Origin of the sequence: Rhodococcus gannanensis (genome assembly GCF_042681175.1) — a bacterium.
GTDB lineage: Bacteria > Actinomycetota > Actinomycetes > Mycobacteriales > Mycobacteriaceae > Rhodococcus_G > Rhodococcus_G gannanensis.
Map to the genome: position 1 here is coordinate 762,961 of NZ_JBHUFB010000009.1, position 24,181 is coordinate 787,141.

Consider the following 24,181-nt stretch of genomic DNA (forward strand, 5'->3'; position numbering starts at 1 on the left):
GATGACCGAGACGGCTGTCGACGCCACTCCGGACGACCAGGACCGGCCGCCGTTGCTCGTGGAGCGCGACGGGTTCGTCACGATTCTCACCCTCAACCGCCCCGACCGGCGCAACGCGATCAACCGGGCGATGCGCAAGGCGATCAAGAAGGAACTGTGGCGAGCGGACGCCGACGACGGCGTCCGCGTCGTGGTCGTCACCGGCGCAGGGACGTCCTTCTCCGCGGGAGTCGATCTGCCGGAGGCTCTTTCGGGACCGTCGCCTCGGACCGAGGGCCCGACGCCCACCCAGGTAGTGCGGGGCATCACCAAACCGGTGATCGCCGCCGTGAACGGGCCGTGCTACACCGGCGGCTACGAGTTCGCCGTGAACTGTTCGTTCGTCATCGCCTCGGAACGCGCCGAATTCGCCGACACACACGCGCAACTCGGACTGTTGAACGGCTGGGGTGGCAGCGCGATGCTGCCGCGGATGGTCGGGCTGCCCGCCGCGATCCAGTTCGTCCTCAGCGGCGAACCGATCGACGGCGAGACCGCGGCGCGCATCGGGCTGGCCAACGAGGTCGTTCCGCACGAAGCCCTGATGGCTCGCACCCTCGAGATCGCCCGCCGGATCGCGGACGGTCATCCCGCGGCGATCCAGCGGATGCTCCGGCTGCTCAAGGAAGGCGCGGGGGCGTCACTCTCACACGCCCTGAGCCTGGAGGCCGAGGCCGCGGTGACGTTCCGGTCGAACGGTGGCGACGTCGGCGCGCGTTTCGGCGACCGGCGCGGCCCGAAGAACTGACACTGGAGTTCGTCTCCGTACCGAACCGACCCAGGAGGTGGCGTGTGGACGAGTCGTCCACGGCCGTGCTCGACGCCCGCACTCGGGACTGGCGGTCCCGGCTGTCCACGTTGCTCGACGACCATCGCGCGCGCCCTCGGCCCGCCACGTCGAAGGATCGCGCCGCCGCGGCCGTCGCCTGGCAGTCCGAGCTGGTCGATGCGGGTCTGGCGGCGCCGGGGTGGCCGGCGGCGGCCGGTGGCATGGAACTTTCGCTCGAGGACCAGCTCGACTACTACCGAATGGTGTCGGAGGCGGGTGCGCCGAAGCATCCGTGCAGCATGTCCTTCATCGTGGCTCCGACGATCGTCGTGCACGGCACCCAGGAGCAGAGGGACCGGTTCCTCGAGCCGCTCCTCCGGGCCGACGAGTTCTGGTGCCAGGGGTTCTCCGAGCCGGGAGCCGGCAGCGACCTCGCATCGCTGTCGACTCGCGCGGTGCGGGACGGTGACGTCTACCGGGTGTCGGGCCAGAAGATCTGGACGACCCGAGCTGACCGCGCCGACTGGATGTTCGCGTTGGTCCGGACGGGACCGGCCGGTCGGGGGACCGCGGGGATCACGTACCTGCTGATCCCGATGGACACTCCGGGCATCGAGGTCCGGCCCCTGCGCGACGCGGCGGGTGGTCACCATTTCGCGGAGGTCTTCTTCGACGACGTCGAGGTGCCGGTGGCGAATCGCCTCGGCGAGGAGGGCGAGGGCTGGTCCATCATGCGGACGTCCCTCGGGCACGAGCGTGCGACCGCCTTCCTCGCCGACGAGTTCCGCTACCGCGGGACCCTGGACAAGGTCGTGCGGCTCGCAGTCGAGCGCGGATACGCGCGTGACCCACTGATCGGCCAGGAGATCGCACGGCTCGAGACGTCGGTGCGGTGCATCACGGCGAACAGTGCCCGCGCGCTCGACGCCGTCCTGCGCGGCGAGGATCCCGGTGGGGTGGCCTCGGTCAACCGCCTCGTCAAGTCCGAGTTCGAACAGAACCTGCACAGGCTCGCCCTCCGGTTGACCGGGAACGCCGCGGTTCTGGGCGCTCGGACCGAGGGTGTCGTCGACTGTGGCCGCTGGACGTACGGCTACCTGATGTCGCGGGCCACCACCATCGGTGCGGGCACCGCCGAGATCCAGCGGAACACGATCGCCGAGACTGTGCTCGGACTCCCCTCGCATCGAGGTGAGGGCAGGCGCGCTCCGGCCGTGGTCCCGGGTCGGCCGCTCGCACCACCCGAGGCGGACGAAGCGGCGGTGCGCGAGGTGGTCGGATCGGCGGTGTCCTCGTACGTCGACACCGCGAAGCTTCTCGCCCGGGCGGGCGAAGCGGACGGTTACGACGTCGGTCTCTGGGAGGAACTGGTCAGGTTCGGGTTGCCCGGACTGGCTGCGCCCGAACGGCTCGGGGGTGGAGGCGCGCCCCTGCGGCTGCTCTGCGCGGCAGTCGAGGAGGCCGCTTTCCACCTCGCGCCCGTTCCGCTGGTGCCCACCGCGATCGCACTCGAGATCCTCGTCGCGGCCGGTGCCGTGTCGGCGGCCGAAGCCGTGATCGACGGCGCCACTGCGGTATTCGTCGTACCTGTCGACGACCGCGGGTGGGACCGCGACGCGGTGCTGCCCACGTACCGGTCGGGCACGGTGACCGGTGTCGTCGAGCGGGTCGCGGGCGCGCCCGTCGCGGATGTCCTGGTGGTGCTCGGCACCGACGCCGGAACCGGTGATCCGGTGCTGGCGACCGTGACCCCGGAGGACGTCTCGATCACCGCGCAGGAGTCGATCGACATCACAGCGACAGTGGGAATCGTCCACCTGGACGCGGCACCGGCGACGGTGATCGCGTCGGGTGCCGCGGTCCGGGAGGTTCTCGAATCGTCCCGGCCGGTGGCACAGTTGCTCGTCGCCGCCGATTCCGTGGGTGTCGCCAACCGGGCGCTCGCCCTCGCCGTCGAATGGGCGGGCGAACGCGAGCAGTTCGGGCACGTGATCGGGTCCTACCAGGCGATTTCCCACAAGTGCGCGGACCTGCTCGTCGGTGCGGAGGGGGCTCGGGGCCAGGTGCTCGCGGCGGCGGATCGCGATGCCGCGGATCCGGATGTGCTCGTCTCGGCGGATCTGGCGGCCGCCGAGGCGCTGGCCACGGCCGTGCGGGCGAGTGAGGCGTGCATTCAGGTGCACGGCGGTATCGGCTTCACCTGGGAGCATCCGGCCCATCTGCTGCTGCGCAGAGCCGTGGCCAACGAGGCGTGGCTCGGTCGGCCTGATGCCATGCGGGCCCGCGCGGTGACCGCGATGCTCGAACACATCGGGTGAACCGCGGTGGCACCGTAGGACCTGTGTCGACGTGCCGTCAGCGGAACCTCAGCAGTCCTTCCTGCGCGGTGCTGGCGACCAGGGTTCCGTCCCGGTCGTAGAGGTGACCTCGGCTGATGCCGCGGCCGCCGCCCATCCAGTACCCGTGCTGCTCGTACAGATGCCACTCGTCCGCGCGAAACGTGCGGTGCAGCCACACCGTGTGGTCCAGACTGGCCAGCTTCAGCCCGGGGGTGTCGATGTGCCGCCCGTGTGGCGGCAGCGCGGCCGAGAGCAGGAACAGGTCGGAGCAGTACGTGAATCCCGCTGCATGGACGAGTGATTCGTCTCCGAGTCGGTCGGGTGTGCGGATCCAGGCGCGCTGCCGGGGAGGCAGTTTCGTCCCCCGGCGGCCGGCCAGGCGGGGGTACTCCTCGGGGAACCGGAACTCGACTCCGACATTGGACAGCAGCAGTCGCCGCCACTCGTGGTCGCTCGCATCGGCAGCGACGCTGTCCTCGAAGCGGGGGAGCGCCTCGGGCGGCGGGCAGGGCGTCGGCGCCATGTCCTGATGGGTCAATCCGTCCTCGTCACGCTGGAACGACACGGTGGCGAGGAGGACCGTGCGTTCTCGTTGGATCGCACGGACGTGGCGCGTGGTGAAGCTGCCGCCGTCCCGGACCCGATCCACGACGTAGTCGACGGGCAGGTCGGAGCGGCCGGGGTGGACGAAATGCCCGTGCAGCGAATGGGGACGGTGTGCGCGCTCGACCGTCAGACCTGCCGCGACGAGCGCCTGCCCGAGCGTCTGCCCGCCGTAGGTCCTGCGTGCCCGCGTGTGCGACAGGCCGCGGAACACGTCCGCGTCGACCTGCTCCAGGGTGAGGATCGCTGCCACCGGAGGCCGCGCGAGCGATGCCAGTGGATCGGCTCCGAGGGGAAGGGCGGTCACGGGAGGGCGATCGCGATCAGCGCGGGGCGAACCGCTGCCCGGCGTCGAGGCGCAGCGCCTGCCCGTTGAGCATCGCGTTGTCGACGATCGCGAGCGCGAGCTTGGCGAACTCCTCCGGACGGCCCATGCGCTTCGGGAAGGCGGCGTCCTCGACGAGCGGCGCCACCTGCTCGTCGGTGAACTTGGCGGTGGCGCCGGTCGCGAACAGGCTCGGGGCGATTGCCAGCACGCGAATTCCCAACGGGCCGAGGTCGCGAGCCATGACCAGAGCCATGGCGGCGATACCTGCCTTGGCGGCGCTGTAGGCGACCTGGCCGATCTGGCCCTCGAACGCCGCGATCGATGACGTGTTGACGATGACGCCACGCTCGTCGTCCTCGGGTTCGTTGTGTGACATGTGCAGGGCCTGCAGACGATTCAGATTGAAGGTCGAAACCAGGTTGAGGTCGACGACCTTCTGGAAGCTCTCGAGGTCGTGGGGGCCGCTGCGTCCGAGGGTCTTCTTCACGGTTCCGCCGCCCGCGGTGTTGACCGCGACGTGCAGACCGCCGAGGTCGCCGACTGCTGCGGCGAGAACCTGCTCTGCGCCTTCGTGATCGGTGATGTCGAGAGGGTGGAAGATCGCGCCGATCTCGGTCGCGACGTCCTTGCCCGCGCTGCCCTCGCGGTCGAGGATCGCGACGTGGGCGCCTCCCGCGGCGAGAGCCTCGGCGGTGGCGCGGCCCATGCCCGAGGCGCCGCCGACGACGACGGCCTTCTTGCCGGTGAGGTTCATGTCCGTCCTTCGGTCGTCGAGATTCCGTGCAGCTCACTTATAGTACTATCTTAACTAAGTCATGAACGCTACCCTCGGGATCGAAAGCGTCGGCGCGGCCCATTCCGCTGAAGGGAATGCGACGTTGACGAGGCGCCGGGGCACGCAGTGCTCTGTACCGAGACGGGTCGGAGGCCGGCCCGTGATCGGCGGCGCCGTTCCTGCGACGGAGGCGGCCGGGTGCCGCCGGCCTCGAACGGAACGTTCTCGGTCCCGGACGACGAGTGGAGTGTGGATGAACATCTCGATGCTGCTGGACATGGCGTCCGACGGATTCGGCGACCGCGTGGTCATCGGCACCCGTGAATCGGGCATCACCGCGCGCCGGCTGAAGGAACTCGCCGTCGCCGGTGCGGAGGCGGTCCGCGACGCAGGTGCGGATGCGGTCGTGTACCTGGCGGTGAACGGGCCGGCCTTCCCGGTCGCGATGTTCGCGGCGGCCCGTGCCGGTGTGCCCCTGGTGCCGGTCAACTACCGGTTGGGCCGTGAGCAACTCGACGCGCTCCTCGCACACCATCCCCGGGCTCTCGCTCTCGCGGACCCGGGTCAGGCGGAGGTGCTCGAGCACGCAGGCCTGGAGTCGACCACACCCGGCCGGTGGCTCGACACGCTGTCGAATTCCGTTGTCACGGAGGCGAGTGCGGACACCGTCCTCGACGACGAGGGCGCCGCCGTCGTGATCTACACGTCCGGTACGACGTCCGCACCGAAGGGGGTCCTGCTCCGGCACGAGAACCTGACGTCCTACGTCCTCGGCTCCGTGGAGTTCGCCGCCGCAGGCGAGGAGGATGCCGCCCTGGTCAGCGTTCCGCCGTACCACATCGCCGCGGTGGCCAATGTGATCACCAACCTCTACGCGGGACGACGCACCATGGTCCTCGAACAGTTCACTCCCGAGCAGTGGCTCGACACGGTCCGCGACCAGGGCGTCACGAACGCCCTCGTCGTTCCGACCATGCTCGCGCGGATCATCGACTCGCCCGCGGACAAGTCGACGCCGACACTGCGCGCTCTCGCCTACGGCGGCGCGCCCATGCCCGGTCGAGTCGTGGAGCGGGCGCTGCACCTGTGGCCGGAGGTCGGATTCGTCAACGCCTACGGACTGACGGAGACGAGTTCGACCGTCGCGGTACTCGGTCCCGACGAACACCGGGCCGCGATCGCCTCGGACGACGCCCGGGTACGTGCGCGCCTCGGCTCCGTCGGGATCCCCGTGCCCGGGGTGCAGATCGAGATCCGGGACGAGAACGACTCCGTGCTCGGGCCGGGTGAGGTCGGCCGCATCTGTGTCGCAGGCCCGCAGGTCTCGGCGGAGTACGCAGGCGTCGGACGCGTGGTCGACGACCATGGCTTCTTCGACACTCGTGACAAGGGATTTCTCGACGAGGAGGGCTATCTCTTCGTCGGAGGCCGGGTGGACGACACGATCATCCGCGGTGCGGAGAACATCGCGCCGGCGGAGATCGAGGACGTGATCCTCCGTCATCCGGCGGTGTCGGACGTGGCCGTCGTCGGCCTGCCGGACGAGGAGTGGGGTCAGCGGATCGAGGCGGCGGTCGTGCTGCGTCCGGGGGAACGGGTGGAGGCCGAGGAGTTGCGATCCTTCGTTCGCAGCGCCTTGCGCAGCAGCAAGACACCCGAACGCATCCTCTACTGGGACGACCTGCCGCGCACCGAGACGGGCAAGCTGGTGCGCCGCCACGTCGTCGACCGGATCATCGAGGACGCCGCCGCGGTCTGACCGGCCGACCGCACGGACACAACGACATTCGACCCGATCGGGAGGCGGGTGTCGGAACCCCGACCCCCAACCGATTCTCGACCCCGGAGGCAACCATGACGAGCACGGCGGAGAAGGACCAGTCCGACACCGAGATCTACGAGTTCCTCGAGACCGACATCCAGCGGGCGCGGGACATCGTCGGCATCTATCACGGGGTCACCCAGCGCGAGCAGTTCAGCCGCGCGACACCGGACTTCATCCGGAACTTCGCCCGCTCCTACGGCGACGACAACCCGCTGTTCGTCGACGAGGACTACGCCCAGGACACGCGCTGGGGCGGGCAGATCGTCCCGCCGATGTTCAACATCGCGTTGCGCCAAGAACTGTTGACCGACCCCATGCCGCGTGAGCACCGCCGGCCGGCGTTCCGCGGCATCCATGTCTTCGTCTCCGGCAGCACGACCGACTGGTACCGACCGGTGTTCGACGGAGACACCGTGTACGCCTTCCACGGGTTCGAGAAGGTCGAACTGAAGGAGTCCGAGTTCGCGGGCCGCTCGTTGTTCGTCACCCGCGTCCACGTCCAGTTCAACCAGCGCGCCGAAGTGGTGCAGGCACAGCGTGTGCTCACCATCCACACCGAGCGACACGAGTCGAAGAAGCGCAAGAAGTACGACGCGATCGAGGCGGCCACCTACACGCCCGAGGACATCGCGGCGATCGACGAGCTCTACGCGGCGGAGAAGCCGCGCGGTGCGGAGACCCGACTCTGGGAGGACGTCGAGGTCGGGGACTCGCTCGGGAACATGGTCAAGGGTCCGCTCACCGCGACCGACATGATGGTGTTCCATTCCGGCGGTTACGGTTTCGCCCCGTACACTCCCTGCGCCGGGCGGCTGGCGCACAAGAACCGCGAGCGCATCGCCGCGTTCTACATTCCCAACGAGCAGGGTGTGCCGGACGTCGCGCAGCGCATCCACTGGGACAGCGGGTACGCGCGCTCGATCGGGCTGCCCGCCGCGTACGACTACGGAATGATGCGCGACTGTTGGCTCACGCACTACCTGACCGACTGGATCGGCGACGAGGGCTGGATCGAGACCATGTCCAGCCAGATGCGGAAGTTCAACTACCTCGGTGACACCCACTACTTCACCGGTGCGGTCACCGGCAAGAGGGTGGAGGGTGACCGGTACCTCGTCGACCTGGAGTTCCGGGGCACCAGCCAACGCGGCGAGGTGACCTGCCCGGCCACCGCGACGGTGTCGCTGCCCAGCCGCGCCTCGGGCCTTGCGGCCCTGCCGACGGCTCCCGACGAGTGGGAGCGCATCGCCGCGCGGTTGCTCAAGAGGCACGGCGAACTCCGCGCCGAGAAGCGCCGATCCGGTCGATCCTGACGGGGTCGACGAATGACACCGCCATCGGTATCGGGTACGCGCGAGCACGTTCCAGGAGGAGCAGTGGACCTCAGCAACTTGACCACGGTGATCGCAGAAGTGGACGACCACGTCCTGACCGTCACGCTGAACCGCCCCGACCGCATGAACTCGTTCACGAACGAGATGCGGCGCGAGTTCCGGGCGCTGTGGGACTTCGCCGCCGAGACGGACGACGTGCACGTCGTGGTCCTGCGGGCGAGCGGTGACCGTGCGTTCAGCACCGGGATGGACGTCAAGGAGGGGACGTACGTCGCCGAGAACGTCTTCAGCAGGCGTGACCCGGGAGCGGACCTGTCGCCCAAGCAGAACGGGTGCTGGAAGCCGCTCGTCTGCGCGGTGCACGGGATGGTCGCGGGCGGCGCGCTGTACTGGATCAACGAGGCGGACATCATCGTGGCGAGCGACGACGCGCAGTTCTTCGACCCGCACGTCTCCTACGGTCTGGTGGCGGCGCTCGAGCCGATCGGGCTCGCGCACCGGATTCCGATCGGCGAGGTCCTGCGGATGGTCCTGCTCGGTCTCGACGAACGGATGTCGGCGCAGCGGGCACACGAGATCGGTCTGGTCAGCGAGATCGTGCCGCGAGAGCGTCTGTGGGCGCGGGCGCAGGAACTGGCGGCCCGGATCGCCTGCAAGCCGCCGGCCGCGATCCAGGGCAGTATCCGTGCGATCTGGGAGTCCAGGGACGCGACACGATCCCAGGCGCTCGCGACGGGGATGTCCTACACCTCGCTGGGCAATCCGATCGGGAAGGCGCAGGTCGTTCGTTCCGAGGTGCCCACCCGGAAGTACGAGGTCCGATGAGTGCCGGCACCGTGGCGTCGAGGAGCCGAGACGGCCGGGACGAGGGGGTCTGAGGTGGACTACGGGATGACCGCCGAACTCGAGGAGTTCCGCGCCGAGGTCCGCGCGTTCGTGGCGGCGAACGCTCCCGACGTCCCACCGAAGGCGGGCGTGCGCAGCGCGGAGAACCTCGAGGAGCTCGCGCTCCTCAAGGCATGGACCGGAAAACTGTTCGCGGCCGGGTACATCGGTGGTTCCTGGCCCGCGCGGTTCGGTGGCCGAGGTGAGGCGCACTCCGCCGAGCGGGACGTCGTCGTGGGTGAGGAACTCGCCCGCGCACGGACACCGGCCGCGGTCCAGGGCGCGGCGAACCTTGTCGCGCACGCGCTGATCGACTACGGAACGGAGGACCAGCAGGTGAGGTACCTGCCGGGAATCCGGTCGGGGGAGCTGATCTTCTGCCAGCTGTTCAGTGAACCGAGCTCGGGAAGTGACCTCGCTTCGCTCCGGACGCGGGCGACGCGGACCGAGGACGGCGGATTCCGGGTGACGGGGCAGAAGGTGTGGACCACGAACGGGCAGTGGTCCGACTACGGATACCTGCTGGCCCGCACCGATCCGGACGCACCGAAGCATCGAGGAATCAGCGCCTTCGTCGTCGACATGACGCTGCCCGGTGTGGACGTCAGACCGCTCCGGGAGATGACGGGGACGTCGGATTTCAACGAGGTGTTCCTCGACGACGTCGCGCTCGGATCGGATGCCCTGATCGGTGAGCTCAACCAGGGCTGGTCGATCGCGAACTCCAGTCTCGGGCACGAAAGAAGCGGCGTCGCCACGAGTGCGGTGCGGTTGCGCCGTAACGTGGCCGCGCTCGTCGAACTCGCCGGGCGGGTGACGAGGAACGGCCGGCCCGCGATCGAGGACGGCGCGGTCCAGGAACGGCTCGGTGAGCTGTCCGCGTCGGTCGAGGCTCTCTCGGCGCTCGTCTACGCGAACATCAGTCGCTGGTCGCGGAAGTCGGAGCGCGTCCACGACGGTCCGATGGCCAAGCTGTTCTTCAGCGAGCTGGGCGTCGACATCGCGCGCTACGGTCTCGAACTCTGCGGCGAGGCGGGCATTCTCGTCGAGGGCGACACGGGTGTCGTCGATCGAGGACGCTGGCAGGACGAGTTCCTGTACGCCCGCGCCTACACGATCGCGGGCGGTAGCTCGGAGATCATGCGGAACATCATCGCGGAACGCGGGCTGCACCTGCCGCGTTGACCTAGTTAACTATGTGCTCTATCTTCGAATATGCGTGGACGGCGCGCCGACGGCGTCGGTCTGTGCCACGTCGAACAGCGGATCAAGTTGCCTCACAGTGGGAACCGGAGGGGCCAGTGGCGGGAATCAGAGACGGATTGGGCGCGCTGTGGTCGGCGCCGGACGCAGCGAACATGGTCCAGTTCGAGGGCCGATGGTTCGGTTGGGGCGACATTCGCCTGCTCGCCGAGCGGATCGACGACGTGCTCGACCGGGCCGGGTGCGGCGAGGGCTCGAGAATCGGGGTGGTGCTGGGCAACCGGGTGGAGTCCGTCGCGGCGCTCGTGGCGATTCTCGGAAGGGGGCGCACCCTCGTCACCCTCAATCCGATGCAACCTGCCGGACGCGTGGCGAGCGATCTGGTGAACGCGATGCCGCAGGTCGTCATCGCCCCCGACTCGTTGTGGCAGGATGGCGAATTCGATTCGGCCGCACGAGGAGCGGGTGTCCCGGGATTCGCGGTGGACGGGGTGGTCGTCGATCAGCGGTGTGGCGGCACGACGACGAGCGGGGCACCGGTCGACGAGCAGAACCCCGTCGCCGTCGAGATGTTCACATCGGGCACCACGGGCCCGCCGAAGCGGGTGCCGTTGACCTGGCGTCAACTGGACTTGGCGATGTCCGCGGTGCACAGCCACACCGGCGCAGCCGGACCGGAGCGGAAACCGCTCACCGGGCGGGTCTCGCTGGTGGTCCTGGCGATGGTGCACATCGGTGGCCTCTGGGCCGTGCTCCAGGCGCTCACGGAGGCTCGTCCGTTCGTCCTGCTACCGCGTTTCACGGTCGACGGCTGGGTCCGCGCCGTGTCCGAACACGAACCACGGATCGCCAGCCTGCCCCCGGCGGCCATGCGGTCCGTGCTCTCCGCGGACGTGCCCGCGGAGAAGCTGACGAGCCTGCGTGCCGTCACGGCCGGAACGGCCTTCGTCAGCCCCGACCTCGCGGACGAGTTCACCGCGAAGTACGGGATCCCCGTGCTGATCGTGTACGGCGCCACCGAGTTCTCCGGAGCCGTGGCGGGCTGGACCAAGCCGCTGCACCTCGAATGGTGGACGCGCAAGCGTGGCAGCGTCGGACGACCCTTTCCCGGTGTGCACCTCCGCACCGTCGACGACGCCGGACGGGAGCTCGCGGTCGGCGAAACCGGCCGCCTGGAGGTGCGCGCCGGACAGACCGGTGCAGGCGCCGACGAGTGGCTGCGGACGAGCGATCTCGCCCACCTCGACGAGGACGGCTTCCTGTACATCGACGGCCGAGCGGACGACGCGATCATCCGGGGCGGCTTCAAGGTTCATCCCGAGGTCGTGTCGGATGTGCTGCGAGCACATGTCTCCGTGCTCGACGCGTGTGTCTTCGGTCGGACCGACGACCGCCTCGGGCAGGTGCCGGTCGCCGTGATCGAACTCGCGGACGGCGCGCAGGAGGTGACCGAGAGTGACCTCAAGGCGTTCGCCCGCGAAAGGCTCACCGGCTACGAGTTGCCGGTGACGATCCACGTGGTGGACGAACTTCCCCGCGGTGCGTCGCTCAAGGTCGACCGCCGCCGCCTGCTCGACCTGGTCGCAGAGCTCGAAGCCGAGCGGGTCTGACCTCCTTCCAACCAATGCCCACTCCGGGACGACTCGGAACAGCAAGGAGCACGAGATGACCGCAGTCATCGTGGAAGCAGTCCGCACCCCCGTCGGCAAGCGCAACGGCGGCCTGGCGACGGTGCATCCCGCCGACCTGTCCGCCGTGGTGCTGAACGCCGTCGTGCAGCGAACCGGGATCGACCCGTCGATCGTGGAGGACGTCGTCTGGGGGTGCGTCCAGCAGGTCGGCGATCAGGCCAACGACATCGCGCGCAACTCCGTGCTGGCTGCGGGCTGGCCCGAGTCCGTTCCCGGTGTCACCGTCGACAGGCAGTGTGGATCGTCGCAGCAGGCGCTCAACTTCGCGGTGGCGAGCGTGGCGGCCGGGCACTACGACGTCGTCGTCGCCGGCGGTGTCGAATCGATGTCGCGGGTTCCGATGGGGTCCGCCGGAACCTTCGAGGGATCGCCCTACAGCCCGGCTTTCATGGAGCGGTACAACGGCATTCGACCGAACCAGGGGATCGGTGCCGAGATGATCGCGGAGAAGTGGGGACTGAGCAGAGTCGAACTCGACACGTTCGCGGTGCGCTCACACGAGCGGGCCGCCGCCGCCCAGGATGCGGGGCTGTTCGACGCCCAGATCGTCCCGGTCACCACACCGGACGGCACGGTGATCTCCCGGGACGAGGGCATCCGCCGTGGAACGTCGCTGGAATCGCTCGGCAAGCTCAAGACGGTGTTCAAGGAGGACGGGGTCATCCACGCCGGCAACGCCTCCCAGATATCGGACGGAGCGTCGGCGCTCCTGATCATGAGCGAGGACGTGGCGGCGAGCCACGGACTGACACCGATCGCCCGGATCCACACGGTTGCCGTCGTCGGTGACGACCCCGTCGCGATGCTGACGGCCCCGATCCCCGCCACGGAGAAGGTTCTCGCCAAGTCCGGACTCGCCCTCGACGACATCGGTGTCTTCGAGGTCAACGAGGCCTTCGCGAGTGTCCCGCTCGCATGGTTGAAGGATGTCGGCGCCGATCCGGCGAAGCTCAATCCGAACGGTGGCGCAATCGCTCTCGGCCATCCGCTCGGAGGTTCGGGTGGCCGGATCCTCACCGACATGATCCATCACATGCGCGTCGGCAACCTTCGGTACGGACTCCAGACGATGTGCGAGGGCGGCGGACAGGCGAACGCCACCATCGTCGAGGCGCTCGTGACGAGCTGAGGTCGCCTGCGGGCCCGTCGGGCAGGGGGCGACGGGCCCGCAGGCGCGGTGCGTCCTCGAATGTGAGGCTTTTTCGGTGCGGTTCTCGCGCTCAGGCGCCGATCGATCGGCGACGGTGGTAGCTCACCGAACCGTCGAGGAGTTCGTCGAGCTTGATGCGGCGGATCAGGAGGTGAACGTCGTGTTCCCACGTGAACCCGATGCCGCCGTGGACCTGGAGCGCGGTCTGTGCGGTCGTGCTCGCGCCCTCCCCGGCGAACGCGGCCGCGGCGGACACCGCTCGTGTGCGTTCACGAGAGTCGTTGCCGTCCAGTGCCACCGCAGCGGCCCAGAGTGCCGCGCGAGACGCCTCGACCGAGAGCGCCATGTTCGCGCAATGGTGTTTGACGGCCTGGAAGCTCCCGATCTCACGGCCGAACTGTGTGCGCTGACCCGCGTACTCCACGGTGAGGTCGAGCAGGCGAGACGCGGCGCCGAGCGCGTCCACGGCGCGGTACGTGGCGAGCTCGTCGCGGACACGTGCGAGGGTGCCCGCCGGGACCGGAGTCCAGGCGCCCGCACCGAGCGTGACGTCGATGTCGGCCACCGCCCACGACCGGGTGACGTCGAGGGTGTCGAGGGTGCGAATCGTGACGTCCTCGACGGCGACGGGTGCGACGACTTCCGTGCCATCCGTGGCGGATACGACGACGAGGATTCGGGCGGCGTCGAGCAGGCCGGTGACGGGGGCCGTCGTGCCGTGCAGGTGCAGGTCCGATCCGGCGATGCAGGCGTGCAGTGCAGGCGATTCGACGGACCCGACGGCAGGCAGGGTCGGGAGTTCTCCCGTCGCGGCGGCCTCGAGCAGGGGATGCGCGATCTGTTCGAGCAGGCGGCACGCGATCGCCAGCTCGGCCAGGGGGACGGCACTGCCGGCGCGACCGTGCTCTTCGCACAGCACGAGCAGGTCCGCGTGGGTGCCGCCCGCCTCGGAGGTCAGGAGTCCGACGAGTCCGGACCCGGCGACGTGATCGAGCGCCGGTCCGGGGACCGTCGCGGGGCCGTCGTCGATCGTCGGCCTGCGGGTGAGCAGCGGGTCGTGCTTGGTCAGCCAGGCCCGCTCGGTCTCGGCCAGGGCCACCTGTTCGTCACTGAGCGCGAAGTCCATGCCACTCCTCGGTATCGTGCATGTTGACGTAGTTAACCATGTGCACTAGCTTTCGGCCAAGATTCGGGCGGCAGCGGTGCCGACCCCTGGAGAGGGGAGCAACAGCGATGGAATTCCTCCGTGTCGAGCGTAGCGGCGGGGTCGTCACGGTCGTGATGTCTCGGCCGGAAAAGAAGAACGCCGTGAATCTGGCGATGTGGCGGGAACTCGCGGGGGCGTTCACTGCAATCGAGCGACTGCACACGGACCGGGTCATGGTTCTCACCGGCGACGGCGGCGACTTCTGTTCGGGAGCCGATCTGTCGAGCCTGAACGACGGGGACACGCTGGATTTCATGTCCGATGCCAGTGAGGCGGCGCGGGCCCTCCACGCCCTGACGATTCCGACGATCGCGAAGGTCGACGGCGTGGCGGTCGGTGCGGGATGGAATCTGGCGTTGGGTTGCGACCTGGTGGTCGCGACCGATCGTGCCCGTTTCTCTCAGATCTTCGTGCGCCGCGCACTGTCCCTCGACATGGGCGGCTCCTGGCTGCTGCCCAGGCTGGTCGGCCTGCAGAAGGCGAAGGAGATCGCCTTCTTCGGCGACATGTACTCCGCGCGGGAGGCCGCGGGGCTCGGACTGGTGACGCGAGTCGTCGCACCGGACGACATCGACGCGGCCGTGGGGGAGCTGGCCGGACGCCTCGCCGCCGGGCCGGCCAGGGCATTGGCGCTGACCAAGCAGCTCCTCGACAGCGCCGTGGAGGGTGGAAGTCTGGAGCAGGCGCTGCGGATGGAATCGCAGGCGCAGGTCAACAACATCGGCGGTGCGGACGCCGCCGAGGCCAAGGCCGCGTTCCTCGAGAAGCGCACCCCGGTGTTCGGCGCGCCGGCGGCGATCTCGGGTGTGCCCGCCTGACTTCCTCGACGCGAACCGTTCTCAAAGTTCTCTTGTCTATACATGTTACTAGTTATACGCTCTCAGGTGTGACCTGCCTCTCGCGGCACTCGTGCCGGAGCGGAAGTCGGAAAGGACCTGCGGGCGCGGTCGAACGGCACATCGTCTGCCCGCACAGCTGTCAAACCCCGAACGGCCAGCACCAGCCCGAGAACGACTCATTCCCTCGAGGAGACACACGATGAAGGTTCACGTCGACGACAAGGTCTGCCAGGGACACACCCTCTGCGCGATGGTCGCTCCCGACGTCTTTGCACTCCGGGACGAGGACGGGCACGGGTACGCGATCGACGGCGACGTCCCCGCCGATCTCGAGGACTCGGCGACCGAGGCGGTGCGTTCGTGCCCCGAACGCGCCATCGAGGAGATCCTCCAGCGCACCGCGCGCTGAACCTGAACCGCACAACCCACCTGCGCTGCGTAGGAGCGCGTCGAACGCATCGGAGTACAGCATGGCAACGGACAACCCCGGCACGGCAGACGAACTCAAGAAGTGCCCGATCGACTACGAACGGCACAGTCCCGACTTTCGCGTCGAATTCGTGGAGCGCACGCACGAACTCCACGCGAAGTGCCCGATCGCCTGGACGCAGTCGTACGAGGACCACTGGGTGGCCAGTGGGATGGAGGAGGTCTTCGCGATCGCACGACGTCCCGAGGTCACCAACTTCCGGGACGCCGACGGCAGTGTGAACGGGTACAAGGGCATCTCGATCCCCGCGTACGACTACGGGCCGTACGACACGCCGTCGTTCCTCGAACTGGATCCGCCGGAGCAGACCGACTACCGGAAGACCCTCAATCCCTACCTGTCGCCGGCGGCTGTCGCGCGGTGGATTCCCCTGATCGACGACCTCGTGCACGCGTGCATCGACGACAAGATCGAGAGTGGCAGCATCGATTTCGTCCACGACGTCGCGAACGTCGTCCCTGCGGTCGTGACGATGGGACTGCTCGGACTGCCGCTCACCGAGTGGGTCGTCCACAACGAGCCCGCGCACGCGCTGATGTACACCCCGCCCGGGGCACCGGACCACGACCGGGTCACGCAGATGGCCATGGAGAGCCGGGCCGCCCTCACCGCCGCGGTACCCGAGGTGCGTGCCAACCCTCGGCCGGGTCTGATCGACGCCCTCGTCAAGGCGACCGTCGCGGGGAAGCCGCTGACCGATCAGCAGATCACCGGCACCGCAATGCTGCTCGTCGGTGGCGGCTTCGACACCACGACGGCATTGACCGGACAGGTGATCCTGTGGCTGTCACAGCACCCCGAGGAGCGGGCCCGACTCGTCGCGGAGATCGACACGCTCCTCGATCCGGCGACCGAGGAGTTCCTCCGCTACTTCACCCCGACCGTGGGTGACGCCCGCACCTTCAGTGCAGACGTCGAGATCAACGGGGTCCAGTTCAAGGAGGGCGAGCGGGTCTGGCTCTCCTGGGCGATGGCCAATCGGTCGCCCGACGTCTTCCCGAACCCGGACGTGGTCGACTTCGACCGGCGCGCCAACCGCCACGCGGCATTCGGGCTCGGCATCCACCGCTGCATCGGCTCGAACGTCGCCCGCGTCCTCTTCAAGCGGATGATCACGGCGGTGCTCGAGCGGATGCCCGACTTCGTCATCGACCCGGACAAGGTGGTGCACTACGCGACCGTCGGTCAGATCAACGGACTGGTGAACATGCCCGGCACGTTCACGCCGGGCGAGCGCCGCGGTCCGGGCCTGGAGGCCACGATCGAGCGGGTGCAGCAGATCGTGGTCGAGAACCGTCTCGCCGAGCCGATCGCCACCAGGCGCGATGTCGCGCCGGTGAGCGGCTGACGGAACGCACCGAACGAGGGGAGATGCTCGAATCGAGCATCTCCCCTCGTCGTGTCGCAACCGGTGCCCGCCCCGGCCGGGGGCTACACGGGAGCCATACGGATGGCCCCGTCGATGCGGATCGTCTCCCCGTTGATCATCGCGTTGTCGACGATCGCCAGAGCCAGCTTGGCGTACTCGGCGGGATCGCCGAGACGGGTGGGGTGCGGTACCTGGGACGCGAGCGAGTCGCGCACCTTCTCGGAGAGCCCACCGAGGATCGGTGTCTCGAACGTGCCGGGGGCGATCGTCACCACGCGAACGAGCTTCCGGGCGAGATCGCGCGCCGCGACGATGGTCAGGCCGGCCACGCCCGCTTTCGCGGAAGAGTATGCGGCCTGGCCGATCTGGCCTTCGAACGCGGCGACGGACGCGGTCATGATGATGACCCCGCGCTCGCCGCCGACCGGTTCGTTCCTGACCATCCGGGCGGCGGCGACACTGGCGACGGTGAAGGTGCCGACCAGATTGGTGTCGACGACCTGCTTGAAGAGTTCGAGATCGCCCGGGGTGCCGTCCTTGTCGACCAGTCGCACCTTGCCGCCGCGACCGGCACAATGCACGACGGCCCGCAGTGGCGCCTGCGCCTCGGCCGCCGCGAGGGCCGCATCGACGGCATCGGGATCGCGGACGTCCGCCGGCATGAACGTGACGAGGTCTCCGAGTTCGGCGGCGACTTCCGCGCCGTTCGATGTGGGAAGGTCGACGATGACCGTGGGGACACCGCGGGCCACGAAGGCTTCGGCGGTCGCCCTGCCGAGCCCGGATGCTCCGCCCGTGACTGCGGCCGACGCGTTGTCGAGATCCATGGAAGTGCCTTTCGCTGGGAAGGTGACGGGAGGAGACGGCCGACCGTTCGAGGAACGGCCTCGGTGCCGTGCCCGCGTGCGGTGCGGCGTGATTCGTGAGGTGGTCAGCGCCCCTGCCATCGCGGCGCGCGGCGCTCCGAGAACGCCGCCGCACCCTCGGCCGCGTCCGCCGAGGCGAACACCGGATCGGTGTACTCCGCCTGCCGCGCGAACGACTCCTCGTCCGTCCAGGTCCGGGCGTCCAGGGCGAGTGCCTTGCTGGCGCGCACCGCGAGGGGCGCGTTCGCCGCGATGGACAGTGCGACGGCGCGCGCGACGTCGAGCGCGGTGCCGTCCTCGACCACCCGGTTGACCAGACCGTGCCCCTGCGCGGCCTGTGCCGTGATCGGTTCTCCGGTCAGGAGCATCTCCAGTGCCACCGCTCGGGGCAGCACGCGCGGTGCTCGGAAGATTCCTCCGGCGCGCGCGGCGAGTCCGCGTGTGACCTCCGGCAGACCGAACTTCGCTCCGGCCCCCGCGACGACGAGATCGCAGGCGAGAACCATCTCGAATCCGCCGCCGAGTGCCCAGCCCTCGACCGCGGCGATCAGCGGCTTCGCGGGCGGTGCCTCGACGAGGCCGGCGAACCCCCGCCCCTCGACGACGGGCCGTTCCCCGAGCTGGAACCGCTTCAGATCCATGCCGGCGCAGAATGTTCCGCCGCCTCCGGTGAGGATCGCGACGGACAGGCCGGGGTCCTCGTCGAGTCTCGCCAGTGCCTCGGCGATGACGGTGGCCACGGCGAGTGTCATGGCGTTGCGCTGCTCGGGTCGGTTGACCGTGATGATGAGGATCCCGGCGTCGGCCTCGACGAGGACCTCACCGCTCGCTGTCGTCGTGGTCATCGCGGAGGCATCCTGATCGCGCCGTCCAGACGGATGGTCTCACCGTTCGCGTAGCCGTTCTCCAACAGTGTCAGGGCCATGCCTGCGTAGTCCTCCGGGCGGCCGAGTCTCTTCGGGAAGGGGACGCCCGCCGCGAGGCCGTCGCGGATGTCCGAACGCAGGCGCGCGAGCATCGGAGTGTCGAAGGTGCCGGGTGCGATCGTGTTGACGCGGATCCCGACGCTCGCGAGGTCGCGTGCGGCGACGAGCGTGATGCCGTGCACCGCGGCTTTCGACGCCGTGTAGGCGGTCTGGCCGATCTGGCCGTCGAAGGCCGCGACGGACGCGGTGAGCACGATGCTGCCCCGCTCGCCGTCGACGGGTTCGTTGCGTGCCATCCGCGCCGCCGCGGTGCGAAGCACGTTGTACGTGCCGATGAGGTTGACCTCCAAGATGTTACGGAAACTGTCCAGGTCTCCGGGGTTGCCTTCCTTGTCGAGGATGCGGAGCCGGTCGCCGCCGCGGCCGGCGCAGTGCACGACGCCGCGCAGCGGACCGAGCGACTCCGCTGCATCGAGCGCGGGGGCGAACGAGTCCTCGTCGGTGATGTCGACCGGAGCGAACGTGGCGTTCTCTCCGAGCCGTTCCGCGGTCGCCTTCCCGTCGGAGGAACCGAGGTCGGCGACGACCACCCGGGCACCCGCGGCGACCAGCGCCGCCGAGGTCGCCTCGCCGAGCCCGGACGCACCGCCGGTGACCAGGAATGTGTTGTCCTTCAGTTGCATGGGTGGGCCTTCTCGTGGAGGGAGTGGGAGCAGTTGGTGGATCGATCCGTGGTCAGGCGGGATATCGCGCCGCGAGGTCGCGGCCGATGATCTCCTTCATGATCTCGGTCGTTCCGCCGACGAGCGTCTGCACGCGAGCATCGGCGTAGGCACGGGAGATCGGGTACTCGTCCATGTATCCGTATCCGCCGTGCAGTTGAAGACAGCCGGCCACGACCCGATTCTGGAGTTCGGTGGCCCACCACTTCGCCTTGGCGCCCTGCGTGACGTCGAAGGTGCCGTCGTTGTACGCGAGGATCGACTGCTCGAGGAACGTGCGGGTGACGTCGATCTCGGTCGACATCTCGGCCAGACGGAAACGGGTGTTCTGGAAGTCGATGATCCGTTCGCCGAACGCCTTTCGCTGGCTGGTGTAGCGCACGGTCCAGTCCAGTGCGGCTTCCGCGGCGCACAGCGCACGCCAGGCGATCGAGAGCCGTTCGAGTGGAAGCTGCGCGGTCAGATGGTGGAATCCGCGGCCCTCCTCGCCGACCAGATTCGAGACCGGCACCTGGACGTCGTCGAACGCGATCTCGGCGGTGTCCTGCGAGTGCAATCCCAGCTTGCGGAGCTTGCGTCCGCGCGAGAAGCCGTCGGTGGTGGTCGGGACGAGGATGAGGGACAGGCGCGGGCGCCCCTCGTGCTCACCGGTGCGGGCCGCGGCGAGCACGACGTCCGAGGAGAATCCGCTGGTGATGAAGGTCTTGGAGCCGTTGATCACCCAGTCGTCTCCGTCACGGACCGCCGTCGTCCTCATCGCCCGGAGGTCGCTTCCCGCGGTCGGCTCCGACATCGCGATCGAGGCGACGATCGTTCCCTCCGCCATGCCGGGAAGCCACTCGCGTTGCTGCTCCGCGGTTCCGAAGGTCGTCAGGTACGACGCGACGATGTCCTCGTTGATCGAGAAGCCCGACGCGAGGGACGCCGCGCCGACCGCGGCGAGTTCCTCCTGGACGACACAGCGGAAGCGGTAGTCCGCCATGCCGCCCCCGCCCAGTTCCTCGGCGATCCGGATGCCGAGCACGCCGTGGGCGCCCGCGGACTTCCACACCTCACGCCCGGTGGCCCGATCCTCCTCCCACCGGTCCAGATTCGGCGCGACGTCCCGCTTGACGAACTCCCGGACGACGTCGCGGTACCGCTCGTGGTCGTCGTCGTAAAACGTCTGAGGCACTCGGATTCTCCTGGTTCGGCATGACGGCAGGATCGGTGTTCGACAACTTGTACAACTAGGTGAACCTGCGCTTCAATCTACCTACTGGCCAACCTGATTCCAAGGGATGTGAACCGTGAAAGATGCCGCACCGCTCGCCGGTCTGAGAGTCGTCGAGTTTCTCGGACTGGGGCCCGCGCCGTTCGGGTGCATGCTGCTCGCCGATCTCGGGGCGGACGTGGTGACGTTCCGGCGTCCCGGATCGGCGCTGCCCGCGTCGGTGCGCAACCGGTCCACCATGGAGGTCGACCTCAAGGACGAGGGTGCGCGTCGGCTGGTCAGGGACGCGGTCGCGGCCGCCGACGTCCTGGTCGAGGGATTCCGGCCGGGGGTGATGGAGCGGCTCGGGTTCGGACCGGCCGAGACGACTGCGGTCAACGAGCGACTGGTGTACGCCCGGATGACCGGATGGGGGCAGTCCGGCCCGCTGGCCTCCACCGCAGGCCACGACATCAACTACATCGCGCTGTCCGGTGCGCTGCACTCCGCGACCCGCCGCGGCGGCACACCGACACCGCCCGCCAACCTCCTCGGCGATTTCGGCGGGGGCGCCATGTATCTCGTCACCGCGGTGCTCGCCGCCGTGTACGAGCGGGACCGCACCGGTCGCGGGACGGTCCTCGACGTCGGCATCCTCGACGGCACGACGTACCTGACGTCGATGCTCCACGAGTACCGCGCCACCGGACGGTGGTCCGACGAGGCGGGCACGAACCGGCTGGACACCGGTGCGCCCTACTACGACGTGTACCCGTGTGCCGACGGGAAGTTCGTGGCCGTCGGCGCGCTGGAGGATCCGTTCTTCGACGTTCTGCTGACCGTCCTCGGGCTCGGGCCGGAGCTGGCGGCGGGACGGCACGACCCGGCCTCGTGGCCCGCGCTCCGGGACCGCATCGCCGCAGCCGTGCGGACACGCACCCGTGACGAGTGGGCCGAACTGGCGGCGCCCACCGACGCCTGCCTGACCCCGGTTCTCGACCTGGCGGAGGCAGGGGAGAACCCACAGGTTCGTGAGCGGAACGTGCTGGTGTCCGAGGGCCGAGGGGCATGGACGCCGCGTCTGCCGATCGGGTTCCGGGACACGGCGATTCCGGCGCAGGACCTGCTCGACTCGTGGCGGCCGACGCTGCACGGCGAGGATCCGGCGCCGGCCCGCCCCGGCTACTCCGCGAGCTCGTAGATCGTCGCGTTGGCGGTTCCGCCGCCCTCGCAGATGGTCTGGAGTCCGTACCTGATTCCCTTGTCCCGCATGTGGTACACCAGCCTGGTGGTGAGGATCGCGCCGGATGCGCCGAGCGGGTGACCGACGGCGATGGCGCCACCGAGCGGGTTGACGCGGTCGGGGTCCGCGCCGAGTTCGATCTGCCAGGCCAGCGGAACCGGCGCGAACGCCTCGTTGATCTCGATCGCGCCGATGTCGCCGATGGTGAGTCCGGCGCGGCCCAGCACCTTCTGCGTCGCCGGGATCGGAGCGGTCAGCATCATCACCGGATCCGCACCCACCACGGAACCCGCGAGCAACCGCACGATGGGAGTCAGCCCCAGTTCGGCGGCCTTCTCGGGCGTCGTGATCATCACCGCGGCCGCCCCGTCCGAGATCTGTGACGCGTTGCCCGCGTGGATGACACCGTCCGCACGGAACGACGGCTTCAGCTTCGACAGCGTCTCGGGCGTCGTGCCACGCCGCAGCCCTTCGTCGACCGTGAGCTGCGCCTCGCCGCGCGCGACGGGAACCAACTGGGTGTCGAACGCACCTCCGTCGATCGCGTCCGCCGCGAGCTGGTGGGACCGGGACGCGTACTCGTCCAGCATCAGCCGGGACAGTCCCCACTTCTCGGCGATCAGTTCCGCGCCGGTGCCCTGGTCGAGGCGGTCCGTCGCGTAGCGGTCGAGAACGGTCTGCCCGTACGGGAATCCGGACGCCCGCGCAGCCCCGAGGGGCACCCGGGACATCGTCTCCACCCCACCGGCCACGGCGATGTCGTAGGCCCCGGACATCACGGCGTGGGCCGCCGACTCGATGGCCTGCTGACCGGAGCCGCAGGCGCGGTTCACGGTGACCGCGGGAACACTCTCCGGCCAGCCGGCGGCGAGGGTGGCGAACCGGGCGACATTGCTCGACTGGTCGCCGAGCTGGGTGACGCACCCCCACATCACGTCGTCGACGGCCGCCGGGTCCACTCCCGTCCTCGCGATCAGCTCGTTCAGCACCAGCGCCGACAGGTCGACCGGATGGACGCTGCTCAGGGCGCCGTTGCGTTTGCCGATCGGGGTGCGGACCGCTTCGACGACGACTGCTTCTCTGACTCGCATGGTGTTGCTCCTGTACTGCCGGCGGGACGGGCGGGGTCGGCTCGGAGGGTCAGGTGACCGCGCCTGCGATCTTGAGGCCGATGAGTTGCTCCTCGCCCAGCCCTATCTCCCGCAGGATGTCGTCGGTGTGCTCGGCGAACTGCGGTGCCCGCGACATCCGGACCGGACCGTTGTCGAACTTGACCGGATTGGCCACGAGCTTCTGTGGCTCCCCGTCCGCGTCGACGAGATCGACGATACGTCCGTTCGCGATCAGCGCCTCGTCGTGGCCGAGTTCCCAACTGTTCTGGACCGGGGCCCACGGCCCGCTGAGCTTCGCCAGGATCCCGGTCCACTCGTCGTACGGGCGCGCCGCGATCGCCTCGGCGAACCAGGAGCCGATCAGGTCGCTGTGCTCGGTGATCCCCTCCAACGTCGTGAAGCGGGGGTCGTCGACCAGGTGGTCGAGTCCGAGGAGGGTGACGAACTCGTTCCAGAACCGGGTCGGCTGCAACATCGAGAACTGCAGCCACCGGTCGTCCGCGGTGCGGTAGGAGCCGGTCAGCGGATTGCCCACCGCGGCCGTCTTCTTCCGGACCTTGGGGAGCGGCCCGCCCGTGAACAGCGCGAGGTTGACGGTGAACTGGGTGGCCCAGGCGGCGACACCGAGCAGGGACACGTCGACGACCGACGGCTCGCCGGTCCGTTCACGACCCGCGACGGCTGCGGCGATCCCGCCTGCGATCGTCATGCCGCCGATGTTGTCGCCGTACGCGCCTGCCGGCATGAACGCCATGCTCTCGGCCTCCGGAGGCATGACACCCTCGGCGCTGCCGCCGCGGGCCCAGAAGCCGGTGGCGTCGAACGCGCCGCTGTTCGCGTCGGGACCCTCGCTGCCGAAACCGCTGCCCGTGACGTAGATGATGTCCGGATTGATCGCACGCACCGCCTCGAGCGTCAGCCCCAGCTTCTCGCGCGGACCGGGAAGGTAGTTGGTCAGGAAGACGTCGCTGCGCCGGATCAGCTCCTCGAGCACCGGCCGGGCCTCCGGCTTCGCCAGGTCGATGCCGATGCTCCGCTTGCTGCGGTTCGGTCCCTCCATGATCGGCGCGAACGAGGAACCGGGCCGGCTGCTGTCGTGACCGAGCACCCGGATGAGCCCACGTTGTGCGTCGCCCGTCACGGCGTGCTCGACCTTGACGATGTCGGCACCCCAGTCGGCGAGGACCGCTCCGGCGGCCGGGACGAAGGTGAACTGGGCGACCTCGAGAACGCGGATGCCCTCCAACGGACGTTGCATGTGTACTCCTGATCGT

21 protein-coding genes are annotated in these 24,181 nt (G+C 69.0%); 12 read left to right on the forward strand and 9 right to left on the reverse strand.

Going from position 1 to position 24,181, the window contains the following annotated elements; genetic code table 11:
* Position 1 precedes the first annotated feature (1 nt).
* Both ACFSJG_RS10325 and ACFSJG_RS10330 read left to right on the forward strand, forming a co-directional pair.
* Positions 2 to 787, forward strand: coding sequence for an enoyl-CoA hydratase-related protein (locus ACFSJG_RS10325; protein WP_378485109.1), 786 nt, complete (start codon positions 2 to 4; stop codon positions 785 to 787).
* Positions 788 to 831: 44 nt separating this feature from the next.
* On the forward strand, positions 832 to 3,126 hold the full coding sequence (locus ACFSJG_RS10330) for an acyl-CoA dehydrogenase family protein (protein ID WP_378485110.1): 2,295 nt from the start codon (positions 832 to 834) through the stop codon (positions 3,124 to 3,126).
* A gap of 37 nt (positions 3,127 to 3,163) precedes the next feature.
* Here the strand turns inward: ACFSJG_RS10330 and ACFSJG_RS10335 are convergent, their stop codons facing one another.
* The gene (locus tag ACFSJG_RS10335) at positions 3,164 to 4,057 is read right to left on the reverse strand and encodes an acyl-CoA thioesterase (RefSeq protein ID WP_378485111.1); all 894 of its coding nucleotides are present in this window, start codon (positions 4,055 to 4,057) and stop codon (positions 3,164 to 3,166) included.
* A 16-nt stretch (positions 4,058 to 4,073) separates the two neighbouring features.
* Positions 4,074 to 4,832, reverse strand: coding sequence for an SDR family NAD(P)-dependent oxidoreductase (locus tag ACFSJG_RS10340; protein WP_378485112.1), 759 nt, complete (start codon positions 4,830 to 4,832; stop codon positions 4,074 to 4,076).
* A gap of 274 nt (positions 4,833 to 5,106) precedes the next feature.
* On the opposite strand from ACFSJG_RS10340, the gene ACFSJG_RS10345 reads away from it, so the two are divergent.
* From ACFSJG_RS10345 to ACFSJG_RS10370, 6 genes are all read left to right on the forward strand, one after another.
* Positions 5,107 to 6,612, forward strand: coding sequence for a class I adenylate-forming enzyme family protein (locus tag ACFSJG_RS10345; protein WP_378485113.1), 1,506 nt, complete (start codon positions 5,107 to 5,109; stop codon positions 6,610 to 6,612).
* A gap of 95 nt (positions 6,613 to 6,707) precedes the next feature.
* The gene (locus ACFSJG_RS10350; protein WP_378485114.1) at positions 6,708 to 7,991 is read left to right on the forward strand and encodes an FAS1-like dehydratase domain-containing protein; all 1,284 of its coding nucleotides are present in this window, start codon (positions 6,708 to 6,710) and stop codon (positions 7,989 to 7,991) included.
* 63 nt (positions 7,992 to 8,054) lie between these two features.
* Positions 8,055 to 8,837, forward strand: a complete 783-nt coding sequence (locus tag ACFSJG_RS10355) for an enoyl-CoA hydratase/isomerase family protein (protein WP_378485115.1) — start codon at positions 8,055 to 8,057, stop codon at positions 8,835 to 8,837.
* A 54-nt stretch (positions 8,838 to 8,891) separates the two neighbouring features.
* A complete protein-coding gene (locus ACFSJG_RS10360) occupies positions 8,892 to 10,082 on the forward strand; it encodes an acyl-CoA dehydrogenase family protein (RefSeq protein WP_378485116.1) in 1,191 nt (396 codons plus the stop codon).
* A gap of 116 nt (positions 10,083 to 10,198) precedes the next feature.
* The gene (locus ACFSJG_RS10365) at positions 10,199 to 11,710 is read left to right on the forward strand and encodes a class I adenylate-forming enzyme family protein (protein WP_378485117.1); all 1,512 of its coding nucleotides are present in this window, start codon (positions 10,199 to 10,201) and stop codon (positions 11,708 to 11,710) included.
* A gap of 55 nt (positions 11,711 to 11,765) precedes the next feature.
* On the forward strand, positions 11,766 to 12,920 hold the full coding sequence (locus tag ACFSJG_RS10370; RefSeq protein ID WP_378485118.1) for a thiolase family protein: 1,155 nt from the start codon (positions 11,766 to 11,768) through the stop codon (positions 12,918 to 12,920).
* Positions 12,921 to 13,011: 91 nt separating this feature from the next.
* Here ACFSJG_RS10370 and ACFSJG_RS10375 read toward each other — a convergent pair whose 3' ends face one another.
* On the reverse strand, positions 13,012 to 14,067 hold the full coding sequence (locus ACFSJG_RS10375) for an acyl-CoA dehydrogenase family protein (protein WP_378485119.1): 1,056 nt from the start codon (positions 14,065 to 14,067) through the stop codon (positions 13,012 to 13,014).
* Between the two features lie 107 nt (positions 14,068 to 14,174).
* On the opposite strand from ACFSJG_RS10375, the gene ACFSJG_RS10380 reads away from it, so the two are divergent.
* From ACFSJG_RS10380 to ACFSJG_RS10390, 3 genes are all read left to right on the forward strand, one after another.
* On the forward strand, positions 14,175 to 14,966 hold the full coding sequence (locus ACFSJG_RS10380) for an enoyl-CoA hydratase/isomerase family protein (RefSeq protein ID WP_378485120.1): 792 nt from the start codon (positions 14,175 to 14,177) through the stop codon (positions 14,964 to 14,966).
* Positions 14,967 to 15,186: 220 nt separating this feature from the next.
* Positions 15,187 to 15,396 (forward strand): ferredoxin, encoded by a 210-nt coding sequence (locus ACFSJG_RS10385; protein ID WP_378485121.1) that lies wholly within the window; start codon positions 15,187 to 15,189, stop codon positions 15,394 to 15,396.
* A gap of 61 nt (positions 15,397 to 15,457) precedes the next feature.
* Positions 15,458 to 16,825: a cytochrome P450 gene (locus ACFSJG_RS10390; RefSeq protein WP_378485122.1), complete on the forward strand. Its 1,368-nt coding sequence runs from the start codon at positions 15,458 to 15,460 to the stop codon at positions 16,823 to 16,825.
* A gap of 83 nt (positions 16,826 to 16,908) precedes the next feature.
* Here ACFSJG_RS10390 and ACFSJG_RS10395 read toward each other — a convergent pair whose 3' ends face one another.
* The 4 genes from ACFSJG_RS10395 to ACFSJG_RS10410 form a co-directional block, all read right to left on the reverse strand.
* Positions 16,909 to 17,673, reverse strand: coding sequence for an SDR family NAD(P)-dependent oxidoreductase (locus ACFSJG_RS10395; protein WP_378485123.1), 765 nt, complete (start codon positions 17,671 to 17,673; stop codon positions 16,909 to 16,911).
* A gap of 104 nt (positions 17,674 to 17,777) precedes the next feature.
* Positions 17,778 to 18,557 carry a crotonase/enoyl-CoA hydratase family protein gene (locus tag ACFSJG_RS10400; RefSeq protein ID WP_378485124.1) on the reverse strand — a complete coding sequence of 260 codons (780 nt, stop codon included), beginning with the start codon at positions 18,555 to 18,557 and terminating at the stop codon, positions 17,778 to 17,780.
* Positions 18,554 to 19,321: an SDR family NAD(P)-dependent oxidoreductase gene (locus tag ACFSJG_RS10405; protein ID WP_378485125.1), complete on the reverse strand. Its 768-nt coding sequence runs from the start codon at positions 19,319 to 19,321 to the stop codon at positions 18,554 to 18,556. Before ACFSJG_RS10405 ends, ACFSJG_RS10400 begins: the two co-directional genes overlap by 4 nt.
* 52 nt (positions 19,322 to 19,373) lie before the next feature.
* Positions 19,374 to 20,534: an acyl-CoA dehydrogenase family protein gene (locus ACFSJG_RS10410; RefSeq protein WP_378485126.1), complete on the reverse strand. Its 1,161-nt coding sequence runs from the start codon at positions 20,532 to 20,534 to the stop codon at positions 19,374 to 19,376.
* Positions 20,535 to 20,649: 115 nt separating this feature from the next.
* On the opposite strand from ACFSJG_RS10410, the gene ACFSJG_RS10415 reads away from it, so the two are divergent.
* Positions 20,650 to 21,753, forward strand: a complete 1,104-nt coding sequence (locus tag ACFSJG_RS10415; protein ID WP_378485127.1) for a CaiB/BaiF CoA transferase family protein — start codon at positions 20,650 to 20,652, stop codon at positions 21,751 to 21,753.
* Here ACFSJG_RS10415 and ACFSJG_RS10420 read toward each other — a convergent pair.
* Positions 21,735 to 22,886, reverse strand: a complete 1,152-nt coding sequence (locus ACFSJG_RS10420) for a thiolase family protein (RefSeq protein ID WP_378485128.1) — start codon at positions 22,884 to 22,886, stop codon at positions 21,735 to 21,737. The genes ACFSJG_RS10415 and ACFSJG_RS10420 overlap by 19 nt on opposite strands.
* Positions 22,887 to 22,935: 49 nt before the next feature.
* Positions 22,936 to 24,165, reverse strand: a complete 1,230-nt coding sequence (locus ACFSJG_RS10425; protein ID WP_378485129.1) for a CaiB/BaiF CoA transferase family protein — start codon at positions 24,163 to 24,165, stop codon at positions 22,936 to 22,938.
* Positions 24,166 to 24,181 lie beyond the last annotated feature (16 nt).

What these genes read in the sequence shown, in the direction of transcription:
- ACFSJG_RS10425 (WP_378485129.1), bottom strand. Translation starts at nt 24,165, where the DNA reads ATGCAACGTCCGTTGGAGGGCATCCGCGTTCTCGAGGTCGCCCAGTTC.
- ACFSJG_RS10375 (WP_378485119.1), bottom strand. Translation starts at nt 14,067, where the DNA reads ATGGACTTCGCGCTCAGTGACGAACAGGTGGCCCTGGCCGAGACCGAG.
- ACFSJG_RS10380 (WP_378485120.1), top strand. Translation starts at nt 14,175, where the DNA reads ATGGAATTCCTCCGTGTCGAGCGTAGCGGCGGGGTCGTCACGGTCGTG.
- ACFSJG_RS10370 (WP_378485118.1), top strand. Translation starts at nt 11,766, where the DNA reads ATGACCGCAGTCATCGTGGAAGCAGTCCGCACCCCCGTCGGCAAGCGC.
- ACFSJG_RS10390 (WP_378485122.1), top strand. Translation starts at nt 15,458, where the DNA reads ATGGCAACGGACAACCCCGGCACGGCAGACGAACTCAAGAAGTGCCCG.
- ACFSJG_RS10340 (WP_378485112.1), bottom strand. Translation starts at nt 4,832, where the DNA reads ATGAACCTCACCGGCAAGAAGGCCGTCGTCGTCGGCGGCGCCTCGGGC.
- ACFSJG_RS10385 (WP_378485121.1), top strand. Translation starts at nt 15,187, where the DNA reads ATGAAGGTTCACGTCGACGACAAGGTCTGCCAGGGACACACCCTCTGC.
- ACFSJG_RS10345 (WP_378485113.1), top strand. Translation starts at nt 5,107, where the DNA reads ATGAACATCTCGATGCTGCTGGACATGGCGTCCGACGGATTCGGCGAC.
- ACFSJG_RS10420 (WP_378485128.1), bottom strand. Translation starts at nt 22,886, where the DNA reads ATGCGAGTCAGAGAAGCAGTCGTCGTCGAAGCGGTCCGCACCCCGATC.
- ACFSJG_RS10350 (WP_378485114.1), top strand. Translation starts at nt 6,708, where the DNA reads ATGACGAGCACGGCGGAGAAGGACCAGTCCGACACCGAGATCTACGAG.
- ACFSJG_RS10395 (WP_378485123.1), bottom strand. Translation starts at nt 17,673, where the DNA reads ATGGATCTCGACAACGCGTCGGCCGCAGTCACGGGCGGAGCATCCGGG.
- ACFSJG_RS10405 (WP_378485125.1), bottom strand. Translation starts at nt 19,321, where the DNA reads ATGCAACTGAAGGACAACACATTCCTGGTCACCGGCGGTGCGTCCGGG.
- ACFSJG_RS10400 (WP_378485124.1), bottom strand. Translation starts at nt 18,557, where the DNA reads ATGACCACGACGACAGCGAGCGGTGAGGTCCTCGTCGAGGCCGACGCC.
- ACFSJG_RS10325 (WP_378485109.1), top strand. Translation starts at nt 2, where the DNA reads ATGACCGAGACGGCTGTCGACGCCACTCCGGACGACCAGGACCGGCCG.